Origin of the sequence: Pseudidiomarina insulisalsae, assembly GCF_003987065.1 — a bacterium.
Taxonomy (GTDB): domain Bacteria; phylum Pseudomonadota; class Gammaproteobacteria; order Enterobacterales; family Alteromonadaceae; genus Pseudidiomarina; species Pseudidiomarina insulisalsae.
Window position 1 is genome coordinate 165,434 of record NZ_PIPY01000006.1, and the last position, 15,187, is coordinate 180,620.

Below are 15,187 nucleotides of genomic sequence, written 5' to 3' on the forward strand. Positions count from 1 at the left end.
GCTGATATGGCAGCACCGGGTTCTCCAGCGGGTTTGAATCAACGTCGCGCGGTTGCCTTTGGCCTGGCTGCGGTGGCCTTGTGGTCCACCGTTGCTACGGCGTTCAAACTAGCACTGATGTTGCTGACGCCGTTGCATTTACTGTTTTTAGCAGCATTGACCAGTACCTTGGTTTTTCTACTGCTATTACTCTGGCAAGGCCGGCTGCGGGAGATCCTGCAATTGGGGCGCCAGCGCTGGCTGTTTTATCTTGCCATGGGTGCGCTGAATCCATTTATTTATTACTGGGTACTATTCGCTGCCTATGATCAGTTGCCCGCGCAGCAGGCGCAGGCTATCAATTACACCTGGGCGATTACTATGTCGCTGCTGGCGGTGCCTGTCCTAAAGCAGCGGCTGGGCGTGAAAGAACTGCTGGCCATGTTGGTGGCTTACGGTGGAGTGGTACTAATTGCGACCGGCGGGCAATGGGACTTTACGCAAACGAACTGGACAGGCATTGGCCTTGCTTTGCTAAGCACCTTGCTTTGGGCGACCTACTGGCTGGTGAATACGCGCAATACCGATGCACCGATACCCGCCATGTTCTGGTGTTTCGCATTTGGCAGTGTTTGTTTGGCCGTCGCCGTTGCTGTTGATACGCGGCCGCTCCCCTGGCATGAGTGGAAAGCCCTGGCAGCAGCCATGTATGTTGGCCTGTTCGAGATGGGCATTACCTTTTTGCTTTGGCTGACTGCCATGCGCACAGCCGAAAAAACCTCACAATTATCTATGCTTATATTTTTAAGCCCGTTTATGAGCCTGGTGCTGATTTACTTTATTCTCGGTGAAGTGATTCAGTTAACGACCTTAATTGGGCTAAGCTTGATTTGTTGTGGACTTTATTTACAAAGGAAATCGACATGAATGGAACTTTCGCCGACGTACTGTTACTTCTCGCTATTGCCGTTGTGCTGGTATGGGGCTTTCGGCGGGTTAAGTTGCCGGCGATTTTAGCCTACCTTGTCGCTGGCATCATTGCCGGACCTGATGTAACGGCGTGGATTAAAGATCCGAATGAGTATCACTTTGTCGCTGAATTAGGTGTGGTGTTGTTGCTGTTCTCGCTGGGGCTGGAGTTTTCATTACCGAAAATGATCGCCATGCGGCGCCTGGTATTTGGCCTTGGTGCCGGCGAAGTGGTGATTTGTACCTTACTGTTTGCCGGACTTGCGTATGTGTTGATGGGCGATTGGACCGCCGCCATGGTTATTGGTGGTACCTTAGCACTTAGCTCCACAGCGGTGGTGATTAAACAGTTAGGTGAGTCATCGCAGTTAACGACCCGCAAAGGGCAGGCGACGGTATCGGTATTATTGTTCCAGGATATCGCAGTCGTCCCTATGCTTATCATTATCCCGTTACTGGCGGCCAGTTCGGCTGAAGTGAGTATTTGGGAGAGCCTTGGCATCGCGTTGCTGAAAGGCGCAGGTGTGGTAGTAGTGCTGATGGCAATCGGTAAATGGGTCTTGCCGCATATTTTTCGTGAAATTGCGCGTTTACGCACCGATGAGTTGTTCGTACTTGCCACCTTGTTAGTGGCACTGGTCGCCGGCGGCTTGACTCATTTGTTTGGTCTGTCGATGGCATTAGGCGCGTTTCTGGCAGGGATGATGCTTGGCGAGAGTAAGTACAAGCATCAGTTAGAAGCTGACATCCGCCCGTTTCGCGATATTTTAATGGGCTTATTTTTTATTACTGTCGGCATGCAGCTCGATTTAGATGTGTTCTGGCAAAACCTGCACTGGATTTTGCTCGGCGTGTTACTTATCGGCGCAATTAAAATGCTGGTCGTACGACTGCTCGCCGGGGCGATGGGAGAGCGCGAAGAAGACAGTTGGGGCGCAGGGCTAATGCTGTTTCAAATGGGTGAGTTTGGTTTCGTGCTGGTTGCGCTGGCGCTGACTTATAACTTATTGAGCCAGGACGTTGCTTCCATGCTGGTCGGTGTCGGCGTATTAGGGATGGCAGTTACGCCCATGGCGATTCAGCGTTGCCGGCAGTTGGTAGCACCGCTGGTGCGTGGTAAGTCACGCGCACAGGAAGCTGACATTAAACAACCCGATGTGTCGGAGCCAAAGCAGGTACTGGTGCTGGGCTTTGGCCGGGTGGGCCAGACCATCAGCCGTTTTCTTACTAATGAGGGTATCGACCATCTGGCTATCGACCATGATACCAAGCGGGTGCAAGAGGCCGTTGCTGGTGGCGCGAAAGTGTACTTCGGTGACGCTGCAAGGCGCGACATCTTAAGGGCAGTGCATGCTGACAAGGTTGAACTGATTATTATCAGCTTCGCCGAGGATCATAAAGCTTTAGAGGTGCTTAAAGCCATTCGTGAAATTAACGATCATGCTGAAATTATTGTCCGCTCACGGGACGATGTGCGCCTGCAGGAAATGATGGAATCCGGCGCCACACAGGTGGTACCAGATACTCTGGAGGCCAGTTTGATGTTGGTTTCGCAGGTGTTAAGCCGGTCGGGTGTGCCGATACGCCGTATTTTGTCCCGGCTTGATCAGGCGCGTCGCTCACATTACGGTGAAATGCATGGCTTTTATCCGGGCGAGACGACGGATATGGATCCGGAAAAGATCGATCGCTTGCAGTTTTTGCATGCGGTGCAATTGACCGATAATGCCTATGCCTGCGGTAAGGAATTGAAAGAGCTGGCGCTTGACGATATCGCTGTACAGGTGAAATCGGTACGCCGTGGCGATGAGGAGTTCAGTGAGGTTCACGGCGACTTTACGCTTTGTAAAGGTGACGTCGTATTGCTTGCTGGTGGGCCCCGTGCTATCGAGGCCAGCGAAAGTTACTTACTTAACGGTTAGTGAACGGTTAATGTTTCATTTGTTACAACTGGCAACATAATCTGCCTTAATAATCCCTCTATGATGGCGCATACTATGCGCCATCTTCATATTCAATCGGAATACGATCAATGGCTTTCAAAAAACGCGCTCTGTTACCCCCGCTTATTATCATTGTCGCAGTCGCTTTAGTGGTTCTGCTTGGCATGCTCCGTCCGCAATTGCCGATGCGCGCCAGTGAGCGTCCAGCGGTGTTGGTCGAGGTGCAGGAAGTCACGCCGCAAGACATTCATCTGATGGTGTCAGGCCAGGGCAATGTCCGGGCGAAACATACCACTAATCTGGTAGCGCAGGTCAGCGGCCAGATTATTGAAACTGCGCCTAACTTTCAAAATGGCGGCTTTTTTAATCAGGGCGAGATGATTTTAAAGATTGACCCAAAAGATTATGAGGTCGCACTGCAAAACGCCAAAGCGAATTTAGCGCAAGCACGTGCTGCACTGGCGCAGGAAAGTGCCCTGGCGAAAGTTGCCAAAGAAGAGTGGGAGTCGCTGCAGATGGGCGAAATTCCGGCGCTCGGTCTGCGTGAACCGCAAGTCGCAAGTGCGGTGGCGGCAGTACAATCGGCAGAGGCGGCAGTAGCCAAAGCGCAACGCGACCTCGATCGTACCGTCATCCGCGCACCTTTTGCGGGCTTATTGCAAAACAAGAATGTTGATTTGGGTCAGTTTATTAATATTGGCAGTCAGGTCGCACAGTTAATGGGCACTGAAACCGCCGAAGTGCGTGTACCTTTAAGTGATCGTGATCTGGCCTATCTGAACTTACCCTCACCTGAGCAACAAAGTGACTTTCCGCGCGTTCAACTGAGTTCGTTCATTGCCGAGCAAGAGTATCGCTGGCAGGGCTATCTGGTGCGTAGTGAAGGTGTACTCGATGCCAGTAGCCGGGTGATCTACGGCGTGGTTGAAGTGGAGGACCCGTACAACCGTAACGGCCAGACCCATGATGAAGTGCTGCGCTTTGGCCGCTTCGTCCAACTGGCGATTGAAGGCAAGTATGTGGAAGATGTTTACCGCCTGCCGCGTTATGCACTGACCACTGATGGTAATGTCTGGTTGGTGGGCGAGGATCGCCGCCTGCAACGTCAGCATGTTGAAGTGCTGCGGGCAGAAGAGAACCAGGTGATTATTAGTGAGGGGCTTGATGCCGGTGACAAGGTGGTATTAACCCAGTTGGCCAATGCCTTACCTAGTATGAAAGTACGCTTGCCTGGTGATCCGTTGCCGCAACAAATGGAAGGTCAGCGGGGGCAGCCCGCAGCCGACAGGGATGCCACTGAAACTGCTGACAGCAGCAGCGAATAAGGAGCGGAGTGATGCAAGTACCGCAGAATTCACCTGACTCAGGAAGCGAAAAAGGTCTCATTGCCTGGTGGGCCAATAATACTGTTGCCGCCAACTTACTGATGGCGTTGATTATTATTACTGGTATTTTTATGGTCTTTCAGGTGCGCAAACAAATGTTCCCTGAAGTCGAGCTCAATACCATCAGCATTCAGGTTCCTTTTCCTGGTGCAGCACCGCAAGAGGTAGAGCAGGGCGTACTGATTCTTATCGAAGACGCGCTGGAAGACGTCAACGGTGTCGAGCGCCTGGTTTCAACGGCGCGTGAGGGTGGCGGTTCGGTCACCGTTGAAGTTGAGAGTGGCTACGATCCGCAGGTGGTCATGGACGAAGTGAAAATGCTTGTCGATGCCATCCCGAACTTTCCGCAGCAAATTGAAAATCCGAATATTTATCGCATTCGTCCGCAGCGGCAGGTGATTTGGATCAGTGTCTACGGGGATATGACCGAGCGCAGTCAAAAAGAGCTCGCTAAGTCAATTCGCGATGACCTGAAGGATATTGGCGGAATCACCAAAGTTGAAACCGTGGGGGCACGTGATTACGAGATTTCTATCGAAATTTCAGAGTATGACCTGCAACGCTATAACCTGACCTTTCAGCAAGTGGTGAATGCGGTCCGGGGGACCTCGGTTGATGTCGCCGGTGGCTCCATTCGTACACCGAACGGCGATATTTTGCTGCGAGCTAACAATCAGGCCTACTTTGGCGATCAGTTCGAAGATATCGTGCTTATCAATCGTCCTGACGGTACCAGCCTTACCCTTGGCGATATAGCCCAGATCAAAGATGAATTCATTGAACGCCGCCGCTTTACTCAGTTCGACGGTAAGCCTGCTACTTTTGTGCGGGTGGATTCGGTAGGCGATCAAAACGACTTGTTGGTTGCCGAAGCCGTGCGCAGTTATATTGAGCGCAAGCAAAAAGAGTTACCGCCTGAGGTGAAAATCAGTTACTGGGGCGACTCGTCATACTACTTGCAGGGTCGTCTTGACCTGATGCTCGACAACATGATTACCGGCGGCTTTTTAGTATTTCTGATGCTGTCACTGTTCCTGCAGTTACGCCTGGCATTTTGGGTCATGCTTGGTATTCCAATCTGTTTCTTAGGCACCATTGCGCTGATGCCGCTGCCTATGTTTGATATTTCCATCAACATGATCAGTTTATTCGGCTTCATACTGGTGCTGGGTATCGTGGTGGATGATGCCATAGTCATAGGCGAAAGTGCCTATTCTGAAATCGAGAAATTCGGTAAAACCACCGATAACGTTGTTCGGGGCGCGAAACGGGTGGCGATACCCGCGACTTTTGGCGTACTCACCACCATGGTGGCCTTTATTCCAATGCTAATGGTCGATGGCGGTATGGGTGCGATCTGGGAATCGATTGCCTGGGTAGTTATTCTTTGTCTGGCCTTCTCACTGGTTGAGTCAAAACTGATTCTTCCGGCGCACATTGCCTCCATGAAGTTCAGTAAAGGCGGCGGCGAAAAACTCAATGCCTTCCAGCGTGGCCGTAATAAGATTTCTGACGCGTTACGCATGTTCGTTGAGCGCTATTACCGTCCTTTCCTGGCGAAATGCCTGCATTATCGCTATACCACTTTAGCCAGTTTCATCGCTATGTTTATTCTGATGATCGGTCTTATCAGTGGTGGCGTGGTGCGTTGGGTCTTTTTCCCGAATATTCCCAGTGACTTCATTCAGACCAGCGTCGAGATGCAGCCAGGCTCGTCAGAACAAGCGACGATTCGTGCCCTGCAAACCATTCAGGATGCACTCATGCGAGTGAATGCTGAAGTCAAAGAGGAGGAAGGCGATGATGTGGTGCGTCATACCACGGTATGGCTGCAAGGTACTTCCAGTGGCACGATCATGAGCGAGCTGGAGAAAGGCGAAGACCGAAATATTGACGGCTTTGAAATTATCAATCGCTGGCGCATGGAAACCCCGGAAATTGCGGGGGTAAAAGCGATTAATTTCCAGGGTAGCATTGGTGGAGGCGGCGGCTTCGATGTTGAATTTCAACTCTCGGGCGATAATCTGGATGAACTTGCCGCCGCGGCAAAAGAACTGAAAGAAGTCTTAGGGCAGTTCGATGGCGTGTTTGATATTGAAGATACCTTTGGCGCCGGCAATGATGAAATCATTCTGGAAACCAAGCCACTGGCAACGGCAATGGGAATTACCCTGAGCGACCTGGCGAATCAGGTTCGCTACGCCTTTTACGGTGCTGAAGCGCAGCGTATTCAGCGCGGTGACGAGGAAGTACGGGTCATGGTGCGTTACCCGCTGGACGAACGTCAGTCGGTCGGTAACCTGGAAGATATGAAGCTACGCACCGCAGACGGCGCACTAATTCCTTTTACCGAGTTAGCTAATATTCGTTTTGCGAAGGGCTACAATACCATCACGCGTATCGATCGCGAGCGCTCGGTACGAGTACGGGCGCGGGTTAACAAAGACAATGTAGAGCCATTTGAAGTGGTGCAAAAAGTACGGCAGCAGCATATTCAGCCAATTCTGGACAAGTACCCGTCAGTGAATTTCCAGCTTGAAGGAGCATCGCAGGACGAAGCAGAAGCGACTAACTCCCTTGCAGTTGGCTTCGTGCTGGCCTTGTTTGCCATCTTTGCGCTGATGGCAGTACCGCTGAAATCCTACAGTCAACCATTAATTATTATGTCAGTCATTCCCTTTGGCATGATAGGTGCGGTGATCGGACACTGGGTGATTGGCATGCCGATTTCGATCCTTAGCCTGTTTGGTATTATCGCTCTGGCCGGTGTTGTGGTAAATGACTCGCTGGTGATGGTGGATTATGTGAACCAGGCTCGTCGTGATGGTGTGCCGTTACGGCAGGCGGTGCAAGACGCAGGTTCGGCTCGCTTCCGGGCAATCATCCTGACCAGTCTGACAACTTTCTTCGGCCTGTTACCGATTGTGCTGGAGAAAAGTCTACAAGCCAAAATGGTTATTCCCATGGCGATTTCACTAGCCTTCGGTATTTTATTCGCCACCGTTATTACGCTGCTGTTGATTCCATGTTTGTATCTGATCCTCGACGATACCAAACGCGGCTTTAAAACGATGCTGTCCTGGTATGGCCTGGCGGAAAAACCGGCACCGAAATCTGAGTCGGACAATTCCGTCACATAATGGTAAACTAATGACCTTACAATGATTAACGCTATCACCCGGGCTGAAACTGGATTTCTGGCTCGGGTGATGGGCTACTCGCCACGTTAGTGCAGGGTCATAAGCATGAATCTAACATCTCTCGATATCGTTACACTGATGTTTTTTGTGACGGTTTGGGTTTCTTATACTCAGTTTGCCCGCATTCGGGCGCGCTCGACCTATAGCTTGTCCTACATTTTGCGTCAGCTTCGTATTGACTGGATGACTACGCTGACCCGCAAGGAGCATCAGATTGCCGACGCGGCGTTATTAGGTAATGTGGAACGAACAGTTACTTTCTTTGCCTCATCAACCGTGCTGGTTCTGGCCGGTGTACTGACCTTGCTGGCATCTGCCGATAAAGTTGTGGTGGTCTTGCAGTCGTTGCCGTTAACTGCCGACACATCTACGGACAAAGTCCAATTTAAACTTGCGGTACTGGCGCTGATTTTTGTTTTTGCATTTTTTAAATTCACCTGGGCGATTCGCCAGTTTGGCTTTGTTTCGGTACTGCTTGGCGCCGCTCCGCAGTACCGCAGCACCGAATTTACTGACGCACAGCGTGAGGTATTTGCGCGGCAATCAGCTAAGGTTATTGATCAGGCCGGACATGAATACAACAATGGCTTGCGGGCATATTATTTTGCTCTGGCCTTTCTAACCTGGTTTTTACACCCGGTCTTATTTGTCGTGTCGACCGTGATCGTGGTGTCGGTTTTGTACCGCCGTGAATACCGCTCGCGCGTGCTGCGTGCGTTACTGGCCACCAAGGGTCTGGAGCCAGGGCGGATAAAGCAACAGGAGTCTGAACAGGAGTCTGAACGTGAAGCGCAATAATGTCGATGTATTAGAATGGACGCTGGCCGGTTACACCGGCGAGTCATTAAGTGAAGAGCAGGACCTAATCAACCAGGAGCTAACATATGACGGCGGCCGCCTGATTTTTCAGGATTACGGTGTCATCATCGCAGAGCCGGAGCAGCCCAGCGGCAAGGATGTGGTTTATTCCTGTGCGGTGCATGGTGACGAAACAGCACCCATTGAGATTGTCCGCGACATGATTCACAGCATCATGCAAGGCGAGTTAAAACCAGTACAGCGCACTTTGTTTTTAATTGCCAACCCGGCCGCGATCGCAATTAACAAACGCTTTGTCGATATGAATATGAATCGCTTGTTTAACGGCGCGCACAAGAAAGGTAGTACACCGGAGCATAAGCGCGCAGCGAACCTCGAACATTACATCACCAGTTTCTACAATGATGCGCCGAAAGGGCAGCGCAGACGCTTCCATTATGACCTGCATACCGCGATCCGTGATTCGCAGTACGAAAAGTTCGCCGTTTATCCGTTCACCCATGGTGGCCCGTATAAAAAAGAACAACTGACATTCCTGGCGGAGTGCGGCGTCGAAACGATTTTGTTGAACCAGGCGCCCACCACCACTTTCAGTTATTACAGTGTACGGAATCATGATGCCGACGCCTTCACCGTGGAGCTGGGGAAAGTGCGTCCTTTTGGTGAAAATGATCGCAGCAAATTTGCCGCAGCAGAAACCATGTTCAAGCGCTTAATCAGTGAAGAAGAGCTGGATTTGCCTGAGTTTGACGCAAATCGTACCCGCATTTTTGATGTCTGCCGTACAATAAACCGTACAGTTGAAGACTTCACCCTGCATTTTCCCGACGAGGTTGCGAATTTCACCGCGTTTGAACAGGGCTATCTGTTAGCCACAGATGGCAGCAAAGAGTACTACGTGGAACAGGCCGGCGAGCGCATTATTTTCCCCAACGCCAATGTGGCTCTGGGACAGCGCGCGCTATTGACGGTTATCGATATGCCAGTGGAACGTCTTAAGCTGGTATAATTTTTGCGCAATTACAAGGGTGCTCATTTGCATGTCAGTTGACGTAAAGGTAAAGTGAGCGCAATTTTTCTGAGAACGAGAAAGTTATGGCACAGGATAAACAACATCAGCTGGAAATTGTGACCCAACCGAATTTTCTGGACGGTTCGGCACTGCAAATTCCAATGCTTCAAATCCTTAAAGAAGACGGTACCGTGCATAAAGACGCGAAAGTACCTGACATCGATAAAGACCTCGCACTGAAAATGTTCGACACCATGCAGTTCATTCGTATTCTCGATGAGCGCATGATTGCCGCGCAGCGTCAGGGCCGTATCAGCTTCTACTTATCGTCACTTGGTGAAGAGGCAGCAAGTATCGGTTCGGCTGCGGCACTTGATGATGGCGACATGATCATGGGGCAGTACCGTGAGCAAGGTGCGCTGGCCTATCGTGGTTTCACCGTTGAACAGTTCATGAACCAGTTGTTCTCCAATGAGCGCGATCTGGGTAAAGGTCGTCAGATGCCGGTTCACTACGGCTGTGCTGAGCTCAATTTTATGACCATCGCATCGCCACTGGCGACGCAGATCCCGCAGGCGACAGGTTACGCCTTTGGCCAGAAAATGGATAAATCAGGTAAATGTACCATTTGCTATTTCGGCGAGGGTGCAGCTTCTGAAGGTGACTTCCACGCGGCACTGAACATGGCGGCGGTCTACAAAGTTCCGGCCATCTTCTTCTGCCGTAATAACGGTTATGCCATTTCAACTCCGTCACAGGGCGAGCAGTACGCCGGCGATGGTATCGCGCCACGCGGCGTGGCTTATGGCATGAAAACGATTCGTGTCGATGGTAACGATATTTTTGCCGTGTATCAGGCAACGCAACTGGCACGTAAACTGGCTGTGGAAGAAAACGAGCCGGTGCTGATTGAAGGCATGTCCTATCGCATGGCTGGCCACTCGACGTCCGACGACCCGACGGGCTATCGTACCCGTGACGAAGAAGACGCGTGGCGGGCGAAAGATCCGCTGGCACGCTTCCAGACTTACCTGATCAAGAAAAAATGGCTGACTGAGAAAGAAGCGGAAGAAAACTTTGCTGAGAAGAAAGCGGCTGTTCTGGCGGCGCTGAAAGACGCAGAGAAGATTCCAGTGCCACACATTGATGAGCTTATCAATGATGTCTATGACACCCCAACCAAGCAGCTGAAAGAGCAGCTTGAAGAGCTTAAAGCGCATATTCGGAAGTACCCTGAGGCCTATCCGAAAACAGCGTCACGTCTGGATGGGGGAGATAAATAATGGCGAAAATGAATTTATTACAGGCTATCAATAATGCGCTTGATATTGCGATGGCCAAAAACGACAAAGTTTACAGTTTTGGTGAGGACACCGGTTCCTTTGGCGGGGTATTCCGTGCGACTTCAGGTTTAACTGAGAAATACGGGCGTCATCGTAACTTCAACACGCCCTTGGTGGAGCAAGGTATTCTTGGCTTCGCGAACGGCTTAGCGTCGCAGGGTAGTTATGCGATTGCCGAGATTCAGTTCGGTGACTATATTTTTCCTGCCTTTGACCAGATCGTTAATGAATCGGCCAAGTTCCGCTACCGCTCAGGTAATGAGTTTAATGTCGGTGGCCTGACGATCCGTACCCCATACGGTGGCGGTATTGCCGGTGGTCACTATCACTCGCAGTCACCGGAAGCGTACTTTGCTCATACGCCGGGTCTGAAAATTGTCATGCCGCGCAACCCATACATGGCAAAAGGCTTGTTATTAAGCGCTATCTTCGATCCAAACCCGGTTTTATTTATGGAGCCAAAGCGTTTGTACCGTGCCTCAACCGGCGAAGTCCCGGAAGAAGAGTACACGCTGGAACTGGGGAAAGCTGATGTCGTGCGTGAAGGTAAAGACCTGACCATCGTAGCCTGGGGCGCGCAGGTTGAAATGGCTGAAAAAGCTGCCGAGAAGGCTGCTGAAGATGGTATCGACTGTGAAGTGATTGACCTGGTGAGCCTGTTACCCTGGGACATCGATACCGTTGCTGAGTCAGTGATGAAAACCGGTCGTCTGGTGGTGACTCAGGAAGCACCGTTGACCAATGGTTTTGCCAGCGAAGTTGCTGCGACCATTCAGGACAAGTGTTTCTTGTATCTGGAATCACCGATTGCCCGTGTCTGTGGCCTTGATACGCCGTATCCGCTGAGTCACGAGAAAGAATACTTCGTCGATCACTTGAAAGTGTACGAAGCCATTAAAGCTTCAATGACTTACTAAGAGGGCCGTAAACGATGAGTAAAGATTTTATCTTACCGGATATCGGCGAAGGTATCGTTGAGTGCGAAATTGTTGAATGGTTAGTCAAAGAAGGCGATACCATCAAAGAAGATCAGCCCGTGGTTGATGTCATGACCGACAAAGCTTTGGTGCAGATTCCGGCCAAAGACGACGGCGTTGTCACCAAGCTGTATTACGAGAAGGGCGACATTGCCAAAGTACACGAGCCTTTGTTCGCCGTGGCCACTGAGGGCGATGAAGCGACTTCGGAACCAGAACCGGCTAAGGCAGAACCCGTCGGCACCGCAAGCGCTTCCTCCTCTTCGTCGGTAACCGACTTTATTCTGCCTGATATTGGCGAGGGTATCGTCGAGTGCGAAATTGTCGAGTGGCAGGTTAAAGAAGGCGACGTGATCGAAGAAGATCAGCCGGTGGTAGATGTCATGACCGACAAAGCCCTGGTGCAGATACCGGCCAAAGAGCATGGCGTGGTGGAAAAGCTGTATTACGCTCAGGGCGATATTGCTAAAGTTCATGAGCCACTGTTCGCCGTTCGCGTTGAGGGTGAAGCGGAAGCTGCAGACAGCGGCGCACCAACGGGCGCAGCTGCGCAAGCCAGCACCGCTACCAGCAAGCAAAGCTCTGCGGCGCAACCAGGCCAGGCCGACGCACCGCAACCGGCGCGTCAGGGGAAAGCCATCGCCAGCCCGGCGGTACGACGTCGTGCCCGTGAGCTTGATATTGATATCAGTAAAGTTTCAGGCTCAGGTGCGAAAGGCCGCGTCATGAAAGAAGACGTGGAGAAGTTTGCTGCCGGTGAGAGCACCACTACGGCTGCTCAGCAACCTGCGGCGACTGCCAAGCCCGCCTCAGCTACGGGCGGTACCCGTACCGAAGCGATTCGTGGTGTGAAAGCCGCGATGGCAAAAGCAATGACCGAGTCGGTCAGCACTATTCCGCACTTTACTTATGCAGATGAGTTTGACCTGACCGCAGTTATGGCGCTGCAGAAGCAGTTGAAAGAGCGTTATAAAGATGAAGGTATCCGCATCACCATGATGCCGTTTTTCATCAAAGCTCTGTCACTGGCTCTAAAAGAGTTCCCAATTATGAACTCGCAGGTGAATGCTGATTGCACTGAAATCACTTATTTTGACGATCACAACATCGGCATGGCGGTGGACACCAAAATTGGTCTGTTAGTACCGAATGTGAAGCAGGTACAGAACAAGAGCATTATTGATATAGCCAATGAGGTGACGCGTCTGACGCAGGCGGCTCGTGATGGCCGTGTTGCGCAGGAAGATATGAAAGGTGGAACTATTTCTATCTCAAATATCGGCGTGATTGGCGGTACGGTGGCGACACCTATTATCAACAAGCCGGAAGCTGCTATCGTTGCCTTAGGTAAAGTGCAGGAGCTGCCACGCTTTGATGCTCAGGGCAATGTGGTGGCACGTAAGATTATGAATGTCAGTTGGTCCGGCGATCATCGTATTATTGATGGTGGTACCATTGCCCGCTTTAACAAGCGTTGGCAGGAGTACCTGGAAGACCCGACCTCCATGCTTGTCCATATGATTTAAGTTTGACTTCAGACGAACTGAAATAAAAACCCGCAGATTTGCGGGTTTTTTTTTGCTTCTATGAAAGCATTCGGGGTATGCTTGGTTGATACAATAAAAAAACAAAAAACAACATGGATGGATAGAATGCTTCAGTTCCCCGGAAAACTACGAACCTTGCTTATCGCCTCAGCTATCAGTAGCGCATGTCTCTCACAATCAACTGTTGCCTTGCCATTTTCGCAAAATCAAGATGCGCAAGCATTTGAGCACGCTTATGGCCTTTTTCAGGAAGCCCAGGCAAATGCAGATACGCCACAAAGCGAGTTAAAAAAGTTGGCGCTGCAAGCCTTTGAAAGTGGACGCGCTTACTTTGGTGATGAGCACTTTAATACAGCGACATTGGCAATCAATTATTTGTTATTGCTGTCACCGGATGAGCGCAAAGGGTCGGCGCCTCACGCTGTGGCGGTGCGCGCAGTTGAGGTCTATCAAAACGAATTGCCAGCGTCCGATATGCAACAGCTGGAGCCTTTGCTGTTGGCGTTAGAAACCATGCCAGAAGCTAACGCGACGCAGATTGCATCTTATGAGAGCGCACTGGAGGAAGTCTTCAGTGCCTGGCCTGATGAGAAAGCACCCATTAAACTTTCGCTGCGTGTGCGAGTTGCTGAAGAGTTGTTACGACTCGAGCAATCCCGGCCAACGCTCTGGGAGCGCTTGTATCAGGAAAGCTCAAAACTACTGGGCGAAAGTCACCCGCTGACCTTCAAAACAGGCTTTTTTTCCAGCTTGCAATCGGCCTCGCCCGTGGACGCGGTGGCCAGACTTGAACAACTGACTCAAGCAGACGCAAAGAATCAGCCCGAAGCGAAGCGTCTGCAGTTGGCGGCGAACTACCGGTTGGCAACGGTTTATGGGGCGCAAAAAAAGCGCGATAAGGTTAAGGAGACTTTAACGCGCGTTGAACAGTTACAAACGGAGCTGAGCGGAGAATCTCCTTCTCAGTTGCTGACGCGTGTGAGCCCGAGCTACCCGCGAGAAAACCTGAATACTACCGAAGGCGGTAAAGTGTTACTGATGTTTGATGTCGACGCTGAGGGGCGCACCCAGAACATTAGTATTATTTCTGCGACCGATCGTCACTTTGCGAAAGCAGCCAGAGACGCGTTGGCCCAATGGGTTTATATCCCGGCCTACCAAGAAGGTAAACCGGTGGTCAGTAAGGAACAGCAGGTTCAGTTAGACTTCAGTTTGCAGCGCTCAGGTTAGCGCTTCGCTACCATACGCCGGACAAAGGCGGGGGAGATCCGTTGCAGCAAAGGGGCGAGTTTTGACAAGCCCGAACCAACGATAACCTCCGCTTTTTGCGCGGCAATCGCCTCAAGTGAACGTCGCGCGCATTCCTCGGCAGAGATGCCTCCGGCGTTATCCGGATCCTCTTTGCCTAACGCCGAGCCGTCACCGGCCAGTGAGTTGTGGGCAATCGCGGTATTAATAAAGCCCGGCAGTATAGAGGTGACCACCAGATCATGTTCGGCCATTTCAGCACGCAGTGAATCCATAAAACCGATCACCGCGAACTTAGCACCGTTGTAGCCACTGCGTAATTTGGTACCGACCTTACCGGCAACCGATGACACGGTAACAATGTGGCCGTTGCGCCGTTCGGCCATACGTGGCAAGACCAGCTTGGTCAGCGCGACCACACCAAAATAATCAATCTCCATAAGCTGACGATAGACGTCAAAGTCGGTTTCTAAAATGAGTGAACGCTGTGAGACACCGGCGTTATTAATCAGAATATCGATAACCTGATCGCCAAGTGCCTCGCGCGCTTGGTCGGCGGCTTGCTCAGGCTGGCTGAGGTCAAGTGCCAGTACGCGATGGCGTTCAGGATGAGCGAGCCCCTGACGGACCTGCTCCAGCACTTCAGCGCGGCGCGAGGTAAGAATAAGGTGCGCGCCGGCATCAGCGAGTTGCTGTGCCATGGCTAAACCGATGCCTGAAGAGGCACCGGTTAACCAGACAGTTTTACCTGAGAAATACTGCATG

Annotated in this window: 11 protein-coding genes; 10 read left to right on the plus strand and 1 reads right to left on the minus strand. The window is 51.4% G+C overall.

Going from position 1 to position 15,187, the window contains the following annotated elements; all coding sequences use genetic code 11:
• Window positions 1-6: 6 nt before the first annotated feature.
• From CWI71_RS07035 to CWI71_RS07080, 10 genes are all read left to right on the plus strand, one after another.
• Window positions 7-906: a DMT family transporter gene (locus tag CWI71_RS07035; RefSeq protein WP_126754549.1), complete on the plus strand. Its 900-nt coding sequence runs from the start codon at window positions 7-9 to the stop codon at window positions 904-906.
• Window positions 903-2,870, plus strand: a complete 1,968-nt coding sequence (locus tag CWI71_RS07040) for a monovalent cation:proton antiporter family protein (protein ID WP_126754550.1) — start codon at window positions 903-905, stop codon at window positions 2,868-2,870. Before CWI71_RS07035 ends, CWI71_RS07040 begins: the two co-directional genes overlap by 4 nt.
• A gap of 110 nt (window positions 2,871-2,980) precedes the next feature.
• Window positions 2,981-4,216, plus strand: coding sequence for an efflux RND transporter periplasmic adaptor subunit (locus CWI71_RS07045; RefSeq protein ID WP_126754551.1), 1,236 nt, complete (start codon window positions 2,981-2,983; stop codon window positions 4,214-4,216).
• Window positions 4,217-4,227: 11 nt separating this feature from the next.
• The gene (locus CWI71_RS07050; RefSeq protein WP_126754552.1) at window positions 4,228-7,416 is read left to right on the plus strand and encodes an efflux RND transporter permease subunit; all 3,189 of its coding nucleotides are present in this window, start codon (window positions 4,228-4,230) and stop codon (window positions 7,414-7,416) included.
• A 105-nt stretch (window positions 7,417-7,521) separates the two neighbouring features.
• Window positions 7,522-8,274 (plus strand): DUF599 domain-containing protein, encoded by a 753-nt coding sequence (locus CWI71_RS07055; RefSeq protein ID WP_126754553.1) that lies wholly within the window; start codon window positions 7,522-7,524, stop codon window positions 8,272-8,274.
• Entirely contained in the window at window positions 8,261-9,304 is a 1,044-nt protein-coding gene (gene astE / locus CWI71_RS07060) for a succinylglutamate desuccinylase (RefSeq protein WP_126754554.1), read from the plus strand. The genes CWI71_RS07055 and astE overlap by 14 nt, the downstream gene beginning before the upstream one ends.
• A gap of 86 nt (window positions 9,305-9,390) precedes the next feature.
• Window positions 9,391-10,590 carry a thiamine pyrophosphate-dependent dehydrogenase E1 component subunit alpha gene (locus tag CWI71_RS07065; RefSeq protein ID WP_126754555.1) on the plus strand — a complete coding sequence of 400 codons (1,200 nt, stop codon included), beginning with the start codon at window positions 9,391-9,393 and terminating at the stop codon, window positions 10,588-10,590.
• Window positions 10,590-11,567, plus strand: a complete 978-nt coding sequence (locus CWI71_RS07070; RefSeq protein ID WP_126754556.1) for an alpha-ketoacid dehydrogenase subunit beta — start codon at window positions 10,590-10,592, stop codon at window positions 11,565-11,567. Before CWI71_RS07065 ends, CWI71_RS07070 begins: the two co-directional genes overlap by 1 nt.
• A gap of 14 nt (window positions 11,568-11,581) precedes the next feature.
• Window positions 11,582-13,153, plus strand: coding sequence for a dihydrolipoyllysine-residue acetyltransferase (locus tag CWI71_RS07075; RefSeq protein ID WP_126754557.1), 1,572 nt, complete (start codon window positions 11,582-11,584; stop codon window positions 13,151-13,153).
• A gap of 126 nt (window positions 13,154-13,279) precedes the next feature.
• Window positions 13,280-14,404, plus strand: a complete 1,125-nt coding sequence (locus tag CWI71_RS07080) for an energy transducer TonB (RefSeq protein WP_157981074.1) — start codon at window positions 13,280-13,282, stop codon at window positions 14,402-14,404.
• Here CWI71_RS07080 and CWI71_RS07085 read toward each other — a convergent pair.
• The gene (locus CWI71_RS07085) at window positions 14,401-15,186 is read right to left on the minus strand and encodes an SDR family oxidoreductase (RefSeq protein ID WP_126754559.1); all 786 of its coding nucleotides are present in this window, start codon (window positions 15,184-15,186) and stop codon (window positions 14,401-14,403) included. The genes CWI71_RS07080 and CWI71_RS07085 overlap by 4 nt on opposite strands.
• Between the last annotated feature and the right edge of the window lies 1 nt (window position 15,187).

Excerpts from the sequence above, each read along its gene's own strand:
- CWI71_RS07035 (WP_126754549.1), top strand. The coding sequence starts at position 7 with ATGGCAGCACCGGGTTCTCCAGCGGGTTTGAATCAACGTCGCGCGGTT.
- CWI71_RS07040 (WP_126754550.1), top strand. The coding sequence starts at position 903 with ATGAATGGAACTTTCGCCGACGTACTGTTACTTCTCGCTATTGCCGTT.
- CWI71_RS07045 (WP_126754551.1), top strand. The coding sequence starts at position 2,981 with ATGGCTTTCAAAAAACGCGCTCTGTTACCCCCGCTTATTATCATTGTC.
- CWI71_RS07050 (WP_126754552.1), top strand. The coding sequence starts at position 4,228 with ATGCAAGTACCGCAGAATTCACCTGACTCAGGAAGCGAAAAAGGTCTC.
- CWI71_RS07055 (WP_126754553.1), top strand. The coding sequence starts at position 7,522 with ATGAATCTAACATCTCTCGATATCGTTACACTGATGTTTTTTGTGACG.
- CWI71_RS07065 (WP_126754555.1), top strand. The coding sequence starts at position 9,391 with ATGGCACAGGATAAACAACATCAGCTGGAAATTGTGACCCAACCGAAT.
- CWI71_RS07070 (WP_126754556.1), top strand. The coding sequence starts at position 10,590 with ATGGCGAAAATGAATTTATTACAGGCTATCAATAATGCGCTTGATATT.
- CWI71_RS07075 (WP_126754557.1), top strand. The coding sequence starts at position 11,582 with ATGAGTAAAGATTTTATCTTACCGGATATCGGCGAAGGTATCGTTGAG.
- CWI71_RS07080 (WP_157981074.1), top strand. The coding sequence starts at position 13,280 with ATGCTTCAGTTCCCCGGAAAACTACGAACCTTGCTTATCGCCTCAGCT.
- CWI71_RS07085 (WP_126754559.1), bottom strand. The coding sequence starts at position 15,186 with ATGCAGTATTTCTCAGGTAAAACTGTCTGGTTAACCGGTGCCTCTTCA.